This is a genomic window from Kitasatospora sp. NPDC002040, from assembly GCF_040296785.1.
Lineage (GTDB): Bacteria > Actinomycetota > Actinomycetes > Streptomycetales > Streptomycetaceae > Kitasatospora.
Genome location: NZ_JBEOXV010000001.1, coordinates 47254 through 65854, shown reverse-complemented (window position 1 = coordinate 65854; position 18601 = coordinate 47254). Strand labels below are relative to the sequence as shown.

Annotated in this window: 17 protein-coding genes, 2 tRNA genes and 1 pseudogene; 2 read left to right on the top strand and 18 right to left on the bottom strand. The window is 70.9% G+C overall.

Features of this window, described 5'->3' with window-relative positions; all coding sequences use genetic code 11:
• Positions 1–17: 17 nt before the first annotated feature.
• From ABT118_RS32680 to ABT118_RS00290, 4 genes and pseudogenes are all read right to left on the bottom strand, one after another.
• Positions 18–551, bottom strand: a pseudogene (locus ABT118_RS32680) (class E sortase); the annotation flags it as partial.
• A gap of 324 nt (positions 552–875) precedes the next feature.
• Positions 876–1538 (bottom strand): aminodeoxychorismate/anthranilate synthase component II, encoded by a 663-nt coding sequence (locus ABT118_RS00300; protein ID WP_350643891.1) that lies wholly within the window; start codon positions 1536–1538, stop codon positions 876–878.
• Between the two features lie 53 nt (positions 1539–1591).
• Positions 1592–1765 (bottom strand): hypothetical protein, encoded by a 174-nt coding sequence (locus ABT118_RS00295; protein WP_350643890.1) that lies wholly within the window; start codon positions 1763–1765, stop codon positions 1592–1594.
• A gap of 70 nt (positions 1766–1835) precedes the next feature.
• Complete coding sequence (locus ABT118_RS00290) at positions 1836–2513, bottom strand: DUF881 domain-containing protein (protein ID WP_350643889.1); 678 nt, start codon at positions 2511–2513, stop codon at positions 1836–1838.
• A gap of 294 nt (positions 2514–2807) precedes the next feature.
• On the opposite strand from ABT118_RS00290, the gene crgA reads away from it, so the two are divergent.
• Positions 2808–3062, top strand: coding sequence for a cell division protein CrgA (crgA, locus tag ABT118_RS00285; RefSeq protein WP_057228623.1), 255 nt, complete (start codon positions 2808–2810; stop codon positions 3060–3062).
• Positions 3063–3349: 287 nt separating this feature from the next.
• Here the strand turns inward: crgA and ABT118_RS00280 are convergent, their stop codons facing one another.
• Both ABT118_RS00280 and ABT118_RS00275 read right to left on the bottom strand, forming a co-directional pair.
• Positions 3350–4237 (bottom strand): rhomboid family intramembrane serine protease, encoded by an 888-nt coding sequence (locus ABT118_RS00280; RefSeq protein WP_350643888.1) that lies wholly within the window; start codon positions 4235–4237, stop codon positions 3350–3352.
• Positions 4238–4327: 90 nt separating this feature from the next.
• Entirely contained in the window at positions 4328–4852 is a 525-nt protein-coding gene (locus ABT118_RS00275; RefSeq protein WP_350643887.1) for a peptidylprolyl isomerase, read from the bottom strand.
• A 190-nt stretch (positions 4853–5042) separates the two neighbouring features.
• On the opposite strand from ABT118_RS00275, the gene ABT118_RS00270 reads away from it, so the two are divergent.
• Positions 5043–5894, top strand: a complete 852-nt coding sequence (locus ABT118_RS00270; RefSeq protein WP_350643886.1) for a DUF5324 family protein — start codon at positions 5043–5045, stop codon at positions 5892–5894.
• Between the two features lie 83 nt (positions 5895–5977).
• Here the strand turns inward: ABT118_RS00270 and ABT118_RS00265 are convergent.
• From ABT118_RS00265 to dnaN, 12 genes are all read right to left on the bottom strand, one after another.
• Positions 5978–6050 (bottom strand) — tRNA-Ala (locus ABT118_RS00265).
• Between the two features lie 127 nt (positions 6051–6177).
• Positions 6178–6306, bottom strand: coding sequence for a DLW-39 family protein (locus ABT118_RS00260; RefSeq protein ID WP_014137031.1), 129 nt, complete (start codon positions 6304–6306; stop codon positions 6178–6180).
• Between the two features lie 201 nt (positions 6307–6507).
• Entirely contained in the window at positions 6508–6801 is a 294-nt protein-coding gene (locus tag ABT118_RS00255; RefSeq protein WP_350645065.1) for a DUF6191 domain-containing protein, read from the bottom strand.
• A gap of 127 nt (positions 6802–6928) precedes the next feature.
• A tRNA-Ile gene (locus ABT118_RS00250) sits at positions 6929–7002 on the bottom strand.
• Between the two features lie 16 nt (positions 7003–7018).
• Positions 7019–8392, bottom strand: a complete 1374-nt coding sequence (locus ABT118_RS00245) for a class I SAM-dependent methyltransferase (RefSeq protein WP_350643885.1) — start codon at positions 8390–8392, stop codon at positions 7019–7021.
• A 213-nt stretch (positions 8393–8605) separates the two neighbouring features.
• Positions 8606–9346, bottom strand: a complete 741-nt coding sequence (locus ABT118_RS00240) for a DUF3566 domain-containing protein (protein ID WP_350643884.1) — start codon at positions 9344–9346, stop codon at positions 8606–8608.
• A gap of 147 nt (positions 9347–9493) precedes the next feature.
• A complete protein-coding gene (gene gyrA, locus ABT118_RS00235) occupies positions 9494–12085 on the bottom strand; it encodes a DNA gyrase subunit A (RefSeq protein WP_350643883.1) in 2592 nt (863 codons plus the stop codon).
• Between the two features lie 50 nt (positions 12086–12135).
• Positions 12136–14136, bottom strand: coding sequence for a DNA topoisomerase (ATP-hydrolyzing) subunit B (gene gyrB / locus ABT118_RS00230; protein ID WP_350643882.1), 2001 nt, complete (start codon positions 14134–14136; stop codon positions 12136–12138).
• Between the two features lie 273 nt (positions 14137–14409).
• Entirely contained in the window at positions 14410–14922 is a 513-nt protein-coding gene (locus ABT118_RS00225; RefSeq protein WP_184916473.1) for a DciA family protein, read from the bottom strand.
• Positions 14923–14971: 49 nt separating this feature from the next.
• The gene (recF, locus tag ABT118_RS00220) at positions 14972–16105 is read right to left on the bottom strand and encodes a DNA replication/repair protein RecF (RefSeq protein ID WP_350643880.1); all 1134 of its coding nucleotides are present in this window, start codon (positions 16103–16105) and stop codon (positions 14972–14974) included.
• Between the two features lie 30 nt (positions 16106–16135).
• Positions 16136–17011, bottom strand: a complete 876-nt coding sequence (gene gnd / locus ABT118_RS00215; RefSeq protein WP_350643879.1) for a phosphogluconate dehydrogenase (NAD(+)-dependent, decarboxylating) — start codon at positions 17009–17011, stop codon at positions 16136–16138.
• Positions 17012–17147: 136 nt separating this feature from the next.
• Positions 17148–18278, bottom strand: coding sequence for a DNA polymerase III subunit beta (gene dnaN / locus ABT118_RS00210; RefSeq protein WP_350643878.1), 1131 nt, complete (start codon positions 18276–18278; stop codon positions 17148–17150).
• Positions 18279–18601: the final 323 nt, after the last annotated feature.

Genomic DNA, 18601 nt, shown 5'->3' with positions numbered 1-18601 from the left:
CGTGCACTGAACTCCGGCGTGCATGTCGTCAGGGTGATGTAGCGGCCCGCCTCCTTGAACGGCGAGCCCTTCGGCACCGGCTGGATCACCGAGACGTTCGACGGCGGCGTCTCCGGGATGCCGCCGGCCACCTGGTAGGTGAAGTACGAGGTCGCGGTCTCCACCACGATCCGGTCCCCCGGCACCAACTGGCCGATCTTGCGGAACGGCTGACCGTGTGTCGTGCGGTGCGCGGCGATCGCGAAGTTGCCGGCCTTGTCGGCGGGCATCGCGGTGCCGGTGTAGTGGCCGACCAGGCCCTTGTCGAGCACCTGCTGCTTGGCCGTGCCCTCGGCGATCGGGTACTTGAGGCCGAGCTTGGGGATGTACAGGATCGCGAAGCCCTGCCCGGGCTCGAAGGCGGCCGGCGGCTTGCCCGCCCCGGGGGCGGGATCGGCCGGCGGCGGGCCCGGCTGGCTCCACTGCTGCTCCAGCTGGCTGCGGGTGCCGTCGGCGGCCGCGTCGGCCTGCACGTTGGTCCACCACAGCTGGTACGAGACGAAGAGCAGCATCACCAGGCCGAGCGTGATGAACAGCTCCCCGGTCACCCGGGCCGCCACCACCCGGCGGCGCTCCTTCGGCCGCACCACCGCGCCCGCCCGGCCCGCGGCCCGGCGGCGCCCGCTGCCTGAGCTCAGCGCGGTGCTGCGGCGGCGGTCGGCCCGCCGCCCCGGCGGCGGCAGCACGGCGGACGGGACCGCCCGCAGCTGCATGGTCCGGTCGTCCGGCCAGGGCTGCTCCCCGACCGGCTCGTAGACCCCCCAGTCACCCGTCCCGTCCCCCGCACCCGACGCACCGTCCTGTGCGCGCCCCTCCGGGCGTACCGCCGTCATCGCTCAGGCCCGGCCGATCACCGGGGCCAGCCCGGCCGAGCGGCCGACCGCCTCCGGGTAGCCGCACTCGGCCAGCCAGTTGGCCAGCATCCGGTGCCCGCCCTCGGTGAGCACCGACTCGGGGTGGAACTGCACCCCTTCGATCGGGAGTTCACGGTGCCTCAGCCCCATGATGACGCCGCTCGCGGTCTCCGCCGTGACCTCCAGCCCGGCCGGGACGGTGCCCGGCTCGACCGCGAGCGAGTGGTAGCGGGTGGCGGTCAGCGGCGAGGGCAGCCCGGCGAACACCCCGCCGTCCCGGTGGGTCACCGGCGAGACCTTGCCGTGCAGCAGCTCGGGCGCCCGGCCGACCACCGCGCCGTACGCCACCGCGATCGACTGCAGGCCCAGGCAGACGCCGAACAGCGGCAGCCGCAGCCGGGCGCAGTGGTGCACCATCTCGATGCAGACCCCGGCCTCCTCGGGCGCTCCGGGGCCGGGGGAGAGCAGCACCCCGTCGAACCCGGCGCCGCCCTCCCGGCGGACGGCGTGCTCCACCGTCACCTCGTCGTTGCGGACCACCTCGCAGGTGGCGCCGAGCTGGTACAGGTACTGGACCAGGTTGAAGACGAAGCTGTCGTAGTTGTCGACCACGAGAATCCGGGGCGGGGTGCCTGCGGCGGTCATCGGTGCGCTACTCCTGGGCTGGTGCTGGTCGGGCCGGTGGGCTGGGGCGCGGCTCAGCCGACGCCGCTGCCCTCGTCCACGGTGACGTCACCGAAGGGGAGCAGCGGTTCCGCCCACGGGAAGACGTACTGGAACAGGACGTAGACCGCTCCGAGCACCAGCAGCAGTGCGAGCACCGCCCGCACGAGAGCGTTCCCCGGCAGGTGCCGCCAGATCCAGCCGTACATGGTGCTCCTCGGAGTTCGGGTCGGGGTCAAGACTAGACGGCGGCTCCGGCCGGGCAGGCTCGCTGGGGCATTACTGACCGGAAGCCGTGCGCAGGTCGACCGTTCCGGTGTATCCGGGCACGGAGAGGTCGCCGCTCTCCTGGAGCTTCCAGCCGAGGCCGTACGCCTCGACGTACTGGAGGTAGTTGGCGATGGTCGGGTCGGCGTTGACCGCGGACTTCAGCCTGTCGGTCCGCCCGACCGCCTTGATCACGTACGGCGGGGAGTAGACCCGGCCCTGGAGCAGCAGGGTGTTGCCGACGCAGCGGACCGCGCTGGTGGAGATCAGCCGCTGGTCCATCACCTGGATGCCCTCGGCGCCGCCCCGCCAGAGCGCGTTCACCACGGCCTGGATGTCCTGCTGGTGGATCACCAGGTCGTTGACGCCGGGGGCAGGGATGCCGGGCAGCCGGGCGGTGGCGTTGGGGGGCGCGTCGTTGAGCGTGACGGTCAGCCCCGGGCCCTGCAGCGCCTGCAGCCCGGACTCCTGCTGGAGCACGGTGAGCCGGTCGGCCTCGGCGGGGCTCTGGCCCCGGCCCTTGGCGAGGGCGTCCACCTGGCCCTGGAGCTCGCTCAGCTCGGCCTGGGCCTGCTGGTTCTGGGTGCTGCGCTGGCGTATCACGTCGCTGAGCCTGAGCAGCGAGTTGTCGGTGCGCAGATCGGTGCCCCGAGCGGTGTCGGCGCTGATGTAGAACAGCAGTCCTGCCATCGCGAACACGGTGCAGGTCAGGGCACGTCCGACAATTCGGGTGCGCGGAGCCCGCTCCGGCCCGGAACGGGAAGGAATCGTGGAATTCGGCACCGTACCCTTATCTCCTTACGACCCGGCGAGCCACTACGCTAACGGACGCCGGTGGCATGTGCGGAGCACCGGTCCGGTCCATGCTGCGGGTTTTCGGCCCGTGGACGCCCGGACCGACCGTTCCCGTACTGCCCGGTCCCCACAGCCGCCCGCCCCCGCTGCACCCTGCGCGGTCACAGCGCATCGACAGGAGATCCCCTCGTGCCGAAGTCTCGACTCCGCAAGAAGTCCGACTACACCCCGCCGCCGTCCGGCACGACAGCGGTGAAGCTGAGTTCCGGGCGCAGCTGGGTGGCCCCGCTGATGCTGGCGCTGTTCCTCATCGGCCTGGTCTGGATCGTCACCTACTACGTGACGAGCGGCAGCTGGCCGATCCAGGACTGGGGCAACTGGAACATCCTGGCGGGCTTCGGCTTCATCGCGGCCGGCTTCGGCGTCTCCACGCAGTGGAAGTAGCACTTCCCCGCTGAACTCCACCGAAGCACCGCTCCGGTCCACCGGAGCGGTGCTTCGACGTGCCCGGGGAACCGGGCCGGAACGGTCCTACGATCCGGTTGTCCACACGGTTATCCACAGTGGGGAAAAGTCGACCCACCCTGTGGATAACTTTTTCGTTCGAAGTCCGCAGCCTTCTCCGAATTCCGCTGGAATTCGCAGCAGGACGCGCGTAGACCCGGCCACTAGCAGTAACCACTGACACCCGCTGTGCACACCCCGGCGCGGACTGTGGACAACGCCGGGGATCAACCGTTCAGACGGGCCGTCTGCAGCACCACGATCAGCGCCGCCGCCACCACCACGCCGGCCACCGTGAGGCCCTGCACCAGACCGCGCCGGGCCGGCGGGGCGTACATCAGCCCCACGCCCGTGACCACGCCCGCGATCAGCCCGCCGAGGTGGGCCCGCCAGTCGATCGCCTTCACCGAGAAGGTGATCACCACGTTGAAGACCAGCAGCGCGATCAGCGGGCCGAGCGGGGTCCGGGTCACCTTGAACAGCACCCCGGTCGCCCCCAGCAGACCGAAGATCGCCCCCGAGGCACCGACCGAGTTCAGGTGCGCCCCGGCCACCAGGTAGGAGACGGCACCGCCCATCAGCCCGGAGGCCAGGTACAGCCCGAGGAACCGCACCCGCCCGAGCACGTGCTCCAGCTGCGGCCCGAGCACCCAGAGCGAGACCATGTTCATCACCAGGTGCACCACCCCGCTGTGCACGAACATCGCCGTCACCAGCCGGTACCACTGGTCCGGCCCGGCGGCCACGCCGTACTCGGTGTACCAGTTCGGCGGGGCCAGACTCTGCAGCGCGAGGGTGTCCCACCACTCCGGCCGGACGTACTCGGTCAGCACGAAGACCAGCAGGTTGAGCCCGATCAGCGTCTTGGTGACCAGCGCCCCGTCCGCGACCGGCAGGCCGCCGAACCTGGTCCTGGCCTGCCGGACCTCCCGGTTCCCGTCCTGGACGCACTCCGGGCACTGGAAGCCCACCGAGGCGCTCACCATGCACTCGGGGCAGATCGGCCGCCCACAGCGCCCGCAGGCGATCCCGGTCTCCCGTTCGGGGTGCCGGTAGCAGCCCGGCAGCCGGTGCCCGCCCTCGGCCCCCGGCCGGGCCGGCTCGTCCGGAGTCATCCGCGGTTCCCTCCCTCGTAACGACCGGTCCCGGTGGCGCCGCCGCGGACGGGGCACCACCGGGACCGCCAGGCTACTGCCGACGGATCGTCAGCCGCGGGTGATCGTGACCGACTCGATCACGATGTCCTCGACCGGGCGGTCGTTGCGGCCGGTCGGGCCCTCGGAGATGTCCTGGACGATCTTCTGGCTGGCCGCGTCCACGACCTCGCCGAAGATGGTGTGCTTGTTGGTCAGCCAGGTGGTCGGCGCGACCGTGATGAAGAACTGCGAGCCGTTGGTGCCCGGGCCGGCGTTGGCCATCGCGAGCAGGTACGGCTTGGTGAACGCCAGGTCGGGGTGGAACTCGTCGGCGAACTTGTAGCCGGGGCCGCCGGTGCCGGTGCCCAGCGGGTCGCCGCCCTGCAGCATGAAGCCCTTGATCACCCGGTGGAACACGGTGCCGTCGTACAGCGGGGCACCCGACGGCTTGCCTGTGCGCGGGTCCTTCCACTCACGGGCGCCCTCGGCCAGCTCCACGAAGTTCGCCACCGTCTTGGGCGCGTGGTTCGGGAAGAGCTTGACCACGATGTCGCCGCGGTTGGTCTTCAGGGTGGCGATCAGGTCCTGGGCCACGGTGCTGCCTTCCTTGTCTCTCCGTCACTGACCCCGAAATCATCCCATGATCTGTCCGCCGACCGGGGGCTCGCGCCCGTTTGCCGACCCGCTTCCGGAGCAACCCGGCGCGCCGTCGGACAAACAGACATGCATGATCTCCAATCAGGTGGAAATGTGCATACAGGACGCCACCGAGGAGGAGAAGCTCGTGACCCGCTTGGACTCAGCCCGCGATACCGCCGACAAGGCCAGGGACACCCTCGCGCCCTATGCCGCCACCGCCAAGGAGACCGCCCAGCACTACGCGGCCGTCATGGACGACGCCAGGCACCGGCTCGCCCCGAAGGTCAACGCCGCCGGGGTCCAGGCCAGGACCGGCGCCACCCAGGCGGCCCAGGCCGCCCGAGTCCAGTACGTCAAGCACGTCGCCCCGCAGCTGGAGCAGGCCTTCGGCTCGCTGCCCCCGCACACCCAGCAGAGCACCCTGAAGGCCGTGCACCGGGCCCAGGAGGCCGCGCTGGCCGCCAAGCTCTCCGCCACCAGGGCGGCCGACCAGGCGCGCGTCACCGTGCTCCCCAAGGTCACCGGCGCGGTCGACCAGGCCCGGGCCGGGATCACCCCGCTCGCCCAGGAGGCCCAGCTCCGCGGCGCCGCCGCGATCACCGCGCTGCAGGGCCACGTCAGCTCGGCCGAGATCAGCGAGCTGGCCGCCAAGAACGCCAAGAAGCAGCAGCGGCACGGCTGGAGCACCGGCCTGGCCGTCACCGGCGCCCTGGCGATCGCCTCCGGGATCGTCGCCTGGCAGTGGTGGCGCAGCCGCAGCAACCCGCAGTGGCTGGTCGAGCCGCCGGCCGAGCAGGGCGCCGGCGGCCGGCTCAACGGCTCCGGCCCGGTCGGCACCGGTGCCACCGCGACCACCGCGGCCCCCACCACCACGGCCCCCACCGGCGCGGTGCCGACGGCCGAGCAGACCGGCCGGAGCGGTGCGACCGACGCGACCCCCGAGGAGCCGTCCCCCGACGACCGGCCGAAGCCGCACGACCCGCGCAAGCCCCACTGACCGCCCCGCCCCCGCCTGCCGCCGGAAACGCGGAACGGCCGCTGACCTGATACCGGGTCAGCGGCCGTTCCGTTGCTGCGCTGTGGAGCTTAGGAGACTCGAACTCCTGACATCTGCCTTGCAAAGGCAGCGCTCTACCAACTGAGCTAAAGCCCCTCGGTGCGCCGTGCTGCGCACAAGCCTACCCGCTCCCACCGGCAATCCTGCAAAGGACCCCGGCCGGAACGGACTTCGGGTCGGCCCCGCCACCAGGCGGGGCCGACCCGAAGGATCGTCCGTGGCGTCAGCGGCCGGCCGGGACCGGGTCGGTGGCCTCGGTCCACAGGTCCTGCTCGGCGCGGTCCGCCTGGACCTGACGGTAGACAAAGAAGCCGCCGAGGGCGACCAGGGCGACCAGGAGAAGCTTCTTCACCGCGGGGACCTCGTCCTTCTTGCTGTGGATGGGCCCTGAAACCGCGGACCCTCGGTATGTACGAGCACGAACCGGCAGCCGGACTGCGGACCGCCCTCCGGCCGATGATACACATCGGTAACCCGTTCCCGAGAGGCCACCGCGACTCGTCAACCTCCCGGTCGGCAGCCGGGATTGACGCCGTGCCTCCTGTCGTACCAACTACTCGCGGGGCAGCCTCAGCACGGCCCGGCCGCCGTCCAGATCCACCCGGCTGCGCGGCGGGGCGCCCTCGCCCTCCTCGTCCCGCAGCATCAGCGTGGTCTTCCGCTGCTCCAGTTCGTGCTGCTTGCCCGCCGCGAACTGCGCGTGCAGCTGCTCGAAGCCGGTCGCCGAGATCTGCCCCTCCCGGCCCGTCCCGCGCCACGGCACCCACTTCGACCGCCCGGCCCGCAGGGCCAGTTGGTCGAGCACCGCCACCGCCACCAGGGCACAGACCAGACCCGGCAGACTCATCGCCCAGAAGATCGCCACGCCACCCACCTCATCCGTAGGCATCCATCCTGCGGGAGCCCGCTCCGGAACACCAGGGTGGAAAGACGAAGGACCCCGGTCACATGGTGACCGGGGTCCTTCTTGCAGGTGGGCCTAACAGGACTTGAACCTGTGGCCTCTTCCTTATCAGGGAAGCGCTCTAACCGTCTGAGCTATAGGCCCTTGCCGCACTGAAAGATTAGCGGACCGACGGCCGATCTCCCAAATCCGTATCGGCGGGGCGGTCGGCGGGGCCCAGCTCAGGGGGTGCGGCGAGCCACTGGGAGCGGGTGGCGGGCAGGTTGCTGGCACCCGCGGGGGTGGGGCGGACGGCGAGGATCTGGTTCACCCCGATCCGGTTCTGCTCGAAGGCGAGGGCGGAGGCAGCCATGTACAGCCGCCAGACCCGGGCCCGGCCATGGCCGACCAGGGCGGTCGCCTCCGGCCAGTGCGCCTCCAGGTTGGCGACCCACTCGCGCAGGGTCAGGGCGTAGTGCTCGCGGAGCGACTCGACGTCGCGGACCTCGAAGCCGGCCTCCTCCAGGGCGGAGACGGTGGAGCCGACGGGGGAGAGCTCGCCGTCGGGGAAGACGTAGCGGTTGATGAAGGGGCTGGGGCTGTACGGGATGCCCGGCAGGTCGGGGCGGCGGGCGATCTGGTGGTTCAGCAGGCGGCCGCCGGGGGCGAGCAGCTGGTGCAGGCCGCTCGCGTAGACCTGGTACTGGACCGTGCCGACGTGCTCGGCCATGCCGACGCTGGAGATGGCGTCGAACGGGCCGTCAGAGATCTCGCGGTAGTCCTGCAGCCGGACCTCGATCCGGTCGGCCAGACCGGCCTCCTCCACCCGCTGCCGGGCCAGTGCGACCTGCTCGGCCGAGATCGAGACGCCGACGGCCCGTACGCCGTAGTGCCGGGCCGCGTGCAGCAGCAGCGAGCCCCAGCCGCAGCCGACGTCCAGCAGGCGCATCCCGGGCCGCAGGCCGAGCTTGCGGCAGATCAGGTCGAGCTTGGCCTCCTGGGCGTCCTCCAGGCTCTTCGCGGCCGGCTCCCAGTAGGCGCACGAGTAGACCATCGAGGAGCCGAGCACCAGGCCGTAGAACTCGTTCCCGACGTCGTAGTGGTGGCTGATCGCGGCCCGGTCGCGGCCCCGGCTGTGCAGCCGGCCGCCGCCGAGCCTGGCCTCCTCCGGCGGGAGCGGGGGCTGCGGACCGAGCGCCCCGGCCCGCAGCGCGAGGCCGAGCAGGCGGCGGCCGGCCGGGCCGACCGCTTCGCGGGGGCCGAGCCCGCGCTGGGCGATGTCCGGCCGCTCGGCGAACTCGGCGGCCAGCGAGAGGACTTCGTACAGGTCGCTGCCGGGCGCCAGGTCGAGGTCGCCGGAGACGTACGCCCGGGCCAGGCCCAGCTCGCCGGGCTGCCAGATCAGGTGGCGCAGGGCGCGGCGGTTGCGCAGCACCACCGTCGGGGCGCCCGAGGGGCCTGCCTCGCTGCCGTCCCAGAGCCGGGCCCGGAGCGGGATCCTGGCCCCGAGCAGGTCTTCCACCGCGCCGAACAGTTGTGTTGCGAGCTGAGCCATGGCCACGCCTCCGACCGCCGTATCGCCTCTGCCGGCCCCCGCCTCGCGGCCAGCCAACACAGCCCGGCCCGCCACCCCTGGTGCGGCACGCCGGGACCGAAACGGCTGTCACTCGAATGCAGCGGGCCCCGGAGGCTGCAACAGCCTTCGGGGCCCGCGGATTCCGACCGCCGAACAGTTGGTCGAAGGTGGCTCAAAACAGCCGACGGAGCGTCAGTCCTCTTCCGCCAGCGTCAACTCGATGCCGCCGGTGAAACCGGCTGCGGTGTTGTAGATGAAGGCGGAGAGGGTGGCCAGGGCCGTCATCAGCACCACGTCGACCACCGCGATCAGGACAGTGAACATCATGACCTTGCCGAAGCCGACGTAGTCCATCAGATCGACGGCACCGGCCGACTCGTTGCCGGTCATCTCCTTGAGCGTGCTCGACAGCGAGTCGAACACCCCGAGCCCGTCCAGGGTCATCCAGAGCACCGCGGTGGCCACGATGATGACCACGCCGACGGCGAGCGAGAGCAGGAAGCTGACCTTCATCACCGACCAGGGGTCGGCCTTGGTGATCCGCAGCCTGGCCTTGCGCACCCGGCCGACCGGACCGGCCGGGGCCGGCTTGCGGGCGGCCTGGCCCGCCGGGGCGGCCGGGCCGACCCCGCTGGTCCGGGTGCCGCGGGGCGGCGTGGGCTGCCCCTTGGTGTACGTGGTCGGCTGCGAGAAACCCGCTCCGGCCGGCTGCGGCGGGGCCGCGGGCGGCTGCGGCGAGCCGTACCCGCCGCCGTTGGCGGCGACCGGCGGCATCACCGAGGTCGAGGCGCCGTGCTCACCCGCCGGCGGCGCACCGGCCGGGCGCGGCGGCACCCCGGGCAGTCCACCGGTCGCGCCGCCGGCGCCACCGTACGAACCGCCGCCCGGCAGTCCGCCTCCGGTACCGCCCGCAGCACCCGTGGATCCACTCACCCTGGTCCTCCCGCAACTCACCCGTCAGGACGGGTGGTCACCGCCCTGCTCGTCGTACTCGTCCAGCGCCCGGCCGGATTGCCCGGTACTGGTCAGTGGCCGGTGCCCGTCCGCGAAGGGTCGGGCACCGGCCACCAGGGCTTGCGATCAGGCCTGCTCGGCCACGTCGTCAGCCGTGGTCACACCGTCGGCCACCTCGGAGGTTTCGAGAGCGGTGCCCTCGTCCTCCATGACCTCCTCGTCGTCCGCTTCGGCGTTGCGGGCCATGCCCACCACCGCGTCGCGCTTTCCGAGGTTGATCAGTTGGACGCCCATCGTGTCACGTCCGGTTTCACGAACTCCGGAAACCCTGGTCCGGATGACACCACCCGAGAGGGTGATCGCCATGATCTCGTCGGTCTCCTCGACCACCAGGGCGCCGACCAGCGAGCCCCGGCCCTCGACGATCTTGGCCGCCTTGGTGCCGAACCCGCCCCGGCCCTGGACACGGTACTCGTCCACGCCGGTCCGCTTCGCGTACCCACCGTCGGTGGCGGTGAAGACGAAGGTGCCGGGCCGGACCACGTTCATCGAGAGCAGCTCGTCGTCCTCGCGGAACGCCATGCCCTTCACCCCGGAGGTGGCCCGGCTCATCGGCCGGAGCGCCTCGTCGGTCGCGGTGAAGCGGATCGACTGGGCCTTCCGGGAGACCAGCAGCAGGTCGTCCTCGGCGGAGACCAGCTCGGCGCCGATCAGCTCGTCGTCCCGGCCGTCCTCGATCTCCCGGAGGTTGATCGCGATCAGGCCGCCGGAACGGGGCGAGTCGTAGTCCTTGAGCGGGGTCTTCTTCACCAGACCGCCCCGGGTGGCCAGCACCAGGTAGGGCTTGTCCTCGTAGGTGCGGACCGCCATCACCTGGGTGATGTGCTCCTCCGGCTGGAAGGCCAGCAGGTTGGCCACGTGCTGGCCGCGGGCGTCCCGGCCGGCGTCCGGCAGCTCGTAGCCCTTGGCGCGGTAGACCCGGCCCTTGTTGGTGAAGAAGAGGATCCAGTTGTGCGTGGTGGTCACGAAGAAGTGGTCGACGATGTCGTCCTGCTTCAGCTGCGCACCCCGGACGCCCTTGCCGCCGCGCTTCTGCGAGCGGTAGAGGTCCGAGCGGGTGCGCTTGACGTAGCCGCCCCGGGTGATCGTGACGACGATGTCCTCTTCGGCGATCAGGTCCTCGACCGACATGTCGCCGTCGAAGGGGATCAGCGTGGAGCGCCGCTCGTCGCCGTACTTCTCGACGATCGCGGTCAGCTCCTCGGAGATGATCTCCCGCTGGCGGGCCGGCGAGGCCAGGATCGCGTTGTACTCGTTGATCTTGGCCTGCAGCTCGTCGTGCTCGCTCAGGATCCGCGCGCTCTCCAGCGCGGCCAGCCTGCGCAGCTGCATCTCCAGGATCGCGTTGGCCTGCAGCTCGTCGATGTCGAGCAGGCCCATCAGGCCGCTGCGGGCCGAGTCCGCACTGTCGGAGGCCCGGATCAGCGCGATCACCGCGTCGATCTGGTCCAGCGCCTTGAGCAGGGCGCGCAGGATGTGCGCGCGCTCCTCGGCCTTCCGCAACCGGAAGGTGGTCCGGCGGACGATGACCTCGACCTGGTGGCTGACCCAGTGCCGGATGAAGGCGTCCAGCGACAGCGTGCGCGGCACCCCGTCGACCAGGGCCAGCATGTTGGCGCCGAAGTTGGTCTGCAGGTCGGTGTGCTTGTAGAGGTTGTTCAGCACCACCTTGGCGACCGCGTCGCGCTTGAGCACGACCACCAGGCGCTGGCCGGTCCGGCTGGAGGACTCGTCCCGGACGTCGGCGATGCCGGCCACCCGGCCGTCCTTCACCAGGTCGGCGATCTTCAGCGCCAGGTTGTCCGGGTTCACCTGGTACGGCAGCTCGGTGATCACCAGGCACTGGCGGCCCTGGATCTCCTCGACCTCGACCACCGCGCGCATGGTGATCGAGCCGCGCCCGGTCCGGTACGCGTCCTCGATGCCGCGGCGGCCGACGATCAGCGCGCCGGTCGGGAAGTCCGGCGCCTTGATCCGCTCGATCAGCGCCTCCAGCAGCTCCTCGTTGGAGGCCTCGGGGTGCTCCAGCGCCCAGAGCGCGCCGGAGGCGACCTCGCGGAGGTTGTGCGGCGGGATGTTGGTGGCCATGCCGACCGCGATGCCGGTGGCACCGTTGATCAGCAGGTTGGGGATGCGGGCCGGCAGGACGGTCGGCTCCTGCGAGCGGCCGTCGTAGTTGGAGGCGAAGTCGACGGTCTCCTCGTCGATGTCGCGCATCATCTCCATCGCGAGCGGCATCATCTTGCACTCGGTGTACCGCATCGCGGCGGCCGGGTCGTTGCCCGGGGAACCGAAGTTGCCGTTGCCGTCGACCAGCGGCATCCGCAGCGACCAGGGCTGGGCGAGGCGGACCACGGTGTCGTAGATCGAGGTGTCGCCGTGCGGGTGGTAGTTGCCCATCACGTCGCCGACCACGCGGGCGCACTTGTAGTAGCCCTTCTCGGGCCGGTAGCCGCCGTCGTACATCGCGTACAGCACCCGGCGGTGCACCGGCTTGAGGCCGTCGCGGACCTCGGGCAGCGCACGGCTGACGATCACGCTCATCGCGTAGTCGAGGTACGAGCGCTGCATCTCGGTCTCGAGCTCGATCGGCTCGACCCGGGTGACAAAGGGGGCGTTCTCCGGCTGTTCGCCGTCGGGACGGTTCTCGTCGACCACTGCTGGTCAGTTTCCTTTCACGTGTGACCGGTACATGAGACGGCGGAGCGTCACACGTCCAGGAAGCGGACGTCCTTGGCGTTGCGCTGGATGAAGGACCGGCGGGCCTCCACGTCCTCGCCCATCAGGACCGAGAACAGGTCGTCGGCACGGGCCGCGTCCTCCAGCGTGATCTGCTGCAGCAGTCGGTGCGCCTGGTCCATGGTGGTGATCCGGAGCTCCTCGGCGTTCATCTCGCCCAGACCCTTGAAGCGCTGGATCGCGTCGTCCTTGGGCAACCGGCGGCCGGCCGCCACGCCCGCCGCGATGGTGGCGTCGCGCTCGCGGTCGGAGTAGACGTAGTCGAAGTCGTCCTTGCCCCACTTGATCTTGTACAGCGGCGGCATCGCCAGGTAGACGTACCCGCCCTCGACCAGCGGCCGCATGAAGCGGAACAGCAGGGTGAGCAGCAGGGTGCGGATGTGCTGCCCGTCGACGTCGGCGTCCGCCATCAGGACGATCTTGTGATAGCGGAGCTTGGACTCGTCGTAGTCCTCCTGGATGCCGCAGCCGAAGGCCGAGATCAGCGCCTGGACCTCGGTGTTCTGCAGCACCTTGTCGATCCGGGCCTTCTCGACGTTCAGGATCTTGCCGCGGATCGGCAGGATGGCCTGGATCCGCGGGTCACGGCCCTGCTTGGCCGAGCCGCCGGCCGAGTCGCCCTCGACGATGAAGATCTCGCACTCGGACGGGTCCTTGGACTGGCAGTCGCTCAGCTTGCCCGGCAGCGAGGCCGACTCCAGCAGGCCCTTGCGCCGGGTCAGGTCGCGCGCCTTGCGGGCGGCGACCCGGGCGGTGGCCGCCTGGATGGACTTGCGGATGATGTCCGAGGCCTCGGTGGGGTTGCGGTCCAGCCAGTCGTTCAGCTGCTCGTGCACCACCCGCTGGACGAAGGTCTTGACCTCGGTGTTGCCCAGCTTGTCCTTGGTCTGGCCCTCGAACTGCGGCTCGCCGAGCTTGACCGAGATGATCGCGGTCAGACCCTCGCGGATGTCCTCGCCGGAGAGGTTGTCGTCCTTCTCCCGGAGCAGCTTCTTGTCCCGCGCGTAGCGGTTGACCAGCCCGGTCAGCGCGGCGCGGAAGCCCTCCTCGTGGGTACCGCCGCCGTGCGTGTGGATGGTGTTGGCGAAGGAGTAGACGCTCTCGGTGTAGGAGCTGTTCCACTGCATGGCGATCTCGACCGAGATCGTCTTCTCCTTATCCTCCGCCTCGAAGTCGATCACCGAGGGGTGGATGACGTCGCCCTTGCGGGAGTTGAGGTGGGTGACGAAGTCCGCGATGCCGCCGTCGTACTTGTACGTGACCGAGAGCGGCTTGCCCTCGTCGTCCGCGTGCTCGGGGCGCTCGTCGGTCAGCGCGATGGAGAGGCCCTTGTTCAGGAAGGCCATCTCCTGGAAGCGCCGGGAGAGCGTCTCGAAGGAGTAGACGGTGGTCTCGAAGATGTCCGGGTCGGCCCAGAACGTGACCGTGGTGCCCGTCCGCTCGGTCGCCTCGTGCTTGGCCAGCGGGGCGGTCGGGGCACCCGCCTTGTACTCCTGCGTCCAGCGGTGGCCCTCGGTGTCGATCTCCACCGCCAGCCGGGTGGAGAGCGCGTTGACCACGGAGATGCCGACGCCGTGCAGACCACCGGAGACCGCGTAGCCGCCGCCGCCGAACTTGCCGCCCGCGTGCAGCACGGTCAGCACCACCTCGACGGCGGGCTTGTCCTGGCCCGGCATGATGCCGACCGGGATGCCGCGGCCGTTGTCGACCACGCGCACGCCGCCGTCGGCCAGGATGGTCACCCCGATGGTGTCCGCGTGCCCCGCCAGCGCCTCGTCGACGGAGTTGTCCACGATCTCCTGCACCAGGTGGTGCAGGCCTCGCTCACCGGTCGAGCCGATGTACATGCCCGGGCGCTTGCGCACGGCGTCGAGACCCTCGAGCACCTGGATCGCGCTGGCGTCGTAGGCCTTGTTGCCGGACTGGTCGGTGGGGTCTGGGGTCTGGCTGGAGTTGCCGGAATCGGCCACGAAGCGCCCTCTCTGGCACAGCGCGGGCCGCCGGCCTGCCCTCGGACGGGCGAGCCTGCGACCACGGCGTTTCTACTCGGTTGCTACGCGCAACAGTGTTTGACTCTTAGTCTACCGGTAGGACTGACAGAGATGGCCGTTTGGCAGCCTCAGAAGGCAGATGTGCCGCCCTGAACCCCCTTCGGACATCTCCCCATACTTGCCAGGGGGGCTCAGAGCGCTCAAAAGGGCCGTCAGCGGTTCCGGAGGATCGGGTTCCCTTCGGCACCCGGACTACCCCCAGGTGTCGCCCGGACCCTTGCTGCCCGGCGCCCGCAGCCGGCCGTACCCGCGCTGCGGGGCGGCCGGGCCCAGCACCTTGATCACCTTGACCGTGCCGTGCCCCAGCTCGTGGTTCAGCCGGGCCACCAACTGACGTGCCAGCAACCGGAGTTGGGTGGCCCATGCGGTCGAGTCGCACTGCACCGTGAGCACCGCCTCGGCCTCCGCGTACTCCTTCGGCACACAGTGCGCCGCGATGTCCGGGCCGACGATCTGCGGCCAGCGGCCCATCACGCCGCCCACCGCGGCCGGCGCCTCCCAGCCGCGCTCGGTGATCAGCCGGTTCAGCGCCGCCCCCAGCGGGACCGGATCGCGGCCGTCCGCGCGCGCCCCGCTGCGCAGCCCGTGCCGCTTCGCCTCGCGCTTCTCCCGGACCTGCTCGCCGCGCTGCCTGGCCTGCTCCTTCGCCGCGCGCAGCGCGACCCGGGCCAGGTCCACGCCCGAGAGCTCCGGTGTCTCGCCCATGGCGGCACTCCCTTTTCCCCAGGCTGTGGATGAAGTTCCCAGAGTACGGCTACGGGTCCAGTCGGGTCACTGTTCCGTCCGCCACCGCGTAGCGGACGCCGGCGAGCGCCTTCGGCACGTCCTCCGGAACGGCTGCGGTGACCAGCACCTGCTCGGCCCCGGCCACCAGTTCGGCCAGCCGGTCCCGGCGGCGGGCGTCCAGCTCGGCGAAGACGTCGTCCAGGATCAGCACCGGCTCGCCGCCGTCCGCCTTCAGCAGCTCGTACGAGGCCAGCCGCAGCGCCAGCGCGTACGACCAGGACTCGCCGTGGCTGGCGTACCCCTTGGCCGGCAGCGGGCCCAGCCGGAGCCCGAGCTCGTCCCGGTGCGGGCCGACCAGGGTCAGGCCGCGGGCCACCTCCTGCGGACGGGCCGCCAGCAGGGCCGCCAGCAGCTGCTGTTCGGCCTCGTCCCGGCTGGTCGGCAGCGCGCCCTCGAAGGAGCTGCGGTACTCCAGCACGGTCTCCCCGCCGCCGGGCGCCAGCTGCTCGTACGCCTGCGCCACCAAGGGCTGCAGGGCGGCCACCAGTTGCAGCCGAAAAGCCGTCAACTCGGCACCGGCGCGGGCCAGATGACCGTCCCAGATCTCCAGTGTGGAGAGGTCGGCGCCCTTGCCGCCGCCGCCCCGGCGGGCCGCCGCGGCGGTCTTCAGCAGGGCGTTCCGCTGCTTGAGCACCCGCTCGTAGTCGGACCTGACCCCGGCCAGCCGGGGCGCGCGGGCGGTCAGCAGCTCGTCCAGGAAGCGGCGGCGCTCACCCGGGTCGCCCTTGACCAGGGCGAGGTCCTCGGGGGCGAACAGCACGGTGCGGAGCAGGCCCAGCACGTCCCGGGGCCGGACGTTGTCGGAGCGGTTGATCCGGGCCCGGTTGGCCTTGCCCGCGGTGATCTCCAGCTCGACCAGGGTCGACCGGGCGTCCCGCAGGATGCTGGTGCGGACCACCGCCCGCTCGGCGCCGAGCCGGATCAGCGGGGCGTCGGTGGCCACCCGGTGGCTGCCGAGGGTGGCGACGTAGCCCACCGCCTCGACCAGATTGGTCTTGCCCTGCCCGTTCGGGCCCACGAAGGCCGTCACGCCGGGATCGAGGGCGACCTCGACCCCGGCGTACGAACGGAAGTCGGCGAGCGACAGATGCGCGACATGCATGGGTGTGAACTGCGCTCGCCTTCTGGGGAGTTACTTGGACTCGACCGCGTGGCCGCCGAACTGGTTGCGGAGCGCGGCGATCATCTTCATCTGCGGGGAGTCGTCCTGACGCGACGCGAAGCGGGCGAACAGCGAGGCGGTGATCGCGGGCAGCGGCACCGCGTGGTCGATCGCGGCCTCGACCGTCCAGCGGCCCTCGCCCGAGTCGGCGGCCCAGCCCTTGAGCTTGGCCAGGTGCTCGTCGTCGTCCAGCGCGCGGACGGCCAGGTCGAGCAGCCAGGAGCGGATGACCGTGCCCTCCTGCCAGCTGCGGAAGACCTCGCGCACGTCGGTGACCTCGGGGGCCGCCTCCAGGAGCTCCCAGCCCTCGGCGAACGCCTGCATCATCGCGTACTCGATGCCGTTGTGGACCATCTTGGCGAAGTGGCCGGCGCCGACCTTGCCCGCGTGCACGCCGCCGAACTCGCCCTCGGGCTTGAGCGCCTCGAAGATCGGCTGCACCTTCGCGACGTCGGCGGCGTCGCCGCCGTACATCAGCGCGTAGCCGTTCTCCAGGCCCCAGACACCGCCGGAGACGCCGCAGTCGACGAAGCCGATGCCCTTCTCCGCGAGCGTCTCGGCGTGCTTGACGTCGTCGGTCCAGCGCGAGTTGCCGCCGTCGACCACGACGTCACCGGGGGAGAGCAGCTCGGCCAGCTGGTCCACGGTGTCCTGGGTCGGGCCGCCGGCCGGGACCATCACCCAGACCACGCGCGGCGCCTGGAGCTTGTTGACGAGCTCCTCGAGGCTGTCCACGTCGGCGAGTTCCGGGTTGCGGTCGAAGCCGATGACGGTGTGCCCTGCGCGGCGGATGCGCTCGCGCATGTTGCCGCCCATCTTGCCGAGACCGATGAGGCCGAGCTCCATGACAAGTCCTTACCTGTGGTGACGTGCCTGACGGCGGCGCCGTTGCCGCACAGGCTGAGCCTACGCCGGGAACCAGCGCGGCCTCCCCTGACCGCGGCCGGTCGGGGGAGGCCGTCCACAGCCTGTGGAGACCGGATCAGCCGGAGAGGCGGACCGGCATGATCAGGTACTGGTACGCCTCGTCCGCCTCGGCGTCCACCGCCGGGCGGCCGCTGAGCAGGGCCGGCTTGGTGGAGGTGGTGAAGCTCAGCTGGGCGTACGCGGAGTCGATGGCCTTGAGGCCCTCCTCCAGGTAACCCGGGTTGAAGGCGATCGAGATGTCGTCACCTTCGAGGTCGGCCTCGACCCGCTCGGTGGCCTGGGCGTCGTCGCCGGAGCCCGCCTCCAGGGTGAGCACGCCCTGCTCGAAGCTCAGCCGGACCGGCGTGTTCCGCTCGGCCACCAGCGAGACGCGCTTGAGCGCCTCCAGGAACGGCTGGGTCTGGATCGCGGCGACCGCGCTGAACTCGGTCGGGAACAGGCTGCGGAACTTCGGGAACTCGCCCTCCAGCAGCCGGGTGGTGGTGCGGCGGCCGGCGCCCTCGAAGCCGATCAGGCCCTCACCGGCACCGCCGGAGGCGAGCGCGATGGAGACCGTGTCGCCGCTGCCGAGCGACTTGGCGATGTCCTGGAGGGTCTTGGCGGGCACCAGCGCGACGGCCGAGATGTCGGCCTGCTCCGGCTTCCACATCAGCTCGCGGACCGCAAAGCGGTAGCGGTCGGTGGCGGCCAGGGTGATCTTGTCGCCCTCGATCTCCACCCGGACACCGGTGAGCACCGGCAGGGTGTCGTCCCGGCCGGCCGCGACGGCGGCCTGGCTGACGGCGGAGGCGAAGACCTCGCCGGAGACGGTGCCGGTCGCGGTGGGCATCTGCGGCAGCGACGGGTACTCGTCCACAGGGAGGGTGGGGAGTGTGAACCGCGAGGAGCCGCAGACCACGGTGACCCGCATGCCGTCGGTGGAGATCTCCACCGGCCGGTTCGGCAGGTTGCGGGAGATGTCGTTGAGCAGGCGGCCGGAGACCAGCACCGTGCCCGCCTCCTCGACCTCGGCCGCCAGCTCGACCCGGGCCGAGACCTCGTAGTCGAAGCCGGAGAGGGCCAGGCTGCCCTCCTGGGCCGTCAGCAGCAGGCCGGCCAGCACCGGCACCGGCGGCCGCGCCGGGAGGCTGCGGGCAGCCCAGGCCACCGCCTCCGCGAGGACGTCACGCTCCACCCGGAACTTCACCGGTAACCGCCTCCTGGGTCCTGCTGTTGTCAGCGTCTTGATCGTCTGGCTGACCGGACCCGCTGGGCTCAGCCCCTCGGCTCCGGTTGCCGGAGAACAGTCTGACGTACTCCACCGTCAGTCGGGGCACACGGGCGGCAGCAACCCGAACAGATGTCGCGATCCGGTTGTCCACAGATTTCGGCCCACCCCACGATTAAGCATGTTCAGGGGTCTATAGGTGTAGTGGTAGTAGTAGGGCCTGTGGATACCGTGGATAACCTTGTTTTCGCAGGTCAGACCCGGTTTTCTGTCCACAGGTCCTGTGGACCCGGAGTGTGGAC

Coding starts and splice junctions, on each gene's coding strand:
- ABT118_RS00280 (WP_350643888.1), bottom strand. CDS start 4,237: ATGACTCCGGACGAGCCGGCCCGGCCGGGGGCCGAGGGCGGGCACCGG.
- ABT118_RS00290 (WP_350643889.1), bottom strand. CDS start 2,513: ATGGCAGGACTGCTGTTCTACATCAGCGCCGACACCGCTCGGGGCACC.
- recF (WP_350643880.1), bottom strand. CDS start 16,105: ATGCATGTCGCGCATCTGTCGCTCGCCGACTTCCGTTCGTACGCCGGG.
- ABT118_RS00300 (WP_350643891.1), bottom strand. CDS start 1,538: ATGACCGCCGCAGGCACCCCGCCCCGGATTCTCGTGGTCGACAACTAC.
- ABT118_RS00245 (WP_350643885.1), bottom strand. CDS start 8,392: ATGGCTCAGCTCGCAACACAACTGTTCGGCGCGGTGGAAGACCTGCTC.
- gnd (WP_350643879.1), bottom strand. CDS start 17,011: ATGGAGCTCGGCCTCATCGGTCTCGGCAAGATGGGCGGCAACATGCGC.
- ABT118_RS00255 (WP_350645065.1), bottom strand. CDS start 6,801: ATGAGTCTGCCGGGTCTGGTCTGTGCCCTGGTGGCGGTGGCGGTGCTC.
- ABT118_RS00295 (WP_350643890.1), bottom strand. CDS start 1,765: ATGTACGGCTGGATCTGGCGGCACCTGCCGGGGAACGCTCTCGTGCGG.
- ABT118_RS00225 (WP_184916473.1), bottom strand. CDS start 14,922: ATGGGCGAGACACCGGAGCTCTCGGGCGTGGACCTGGCCCGGGTCGCG.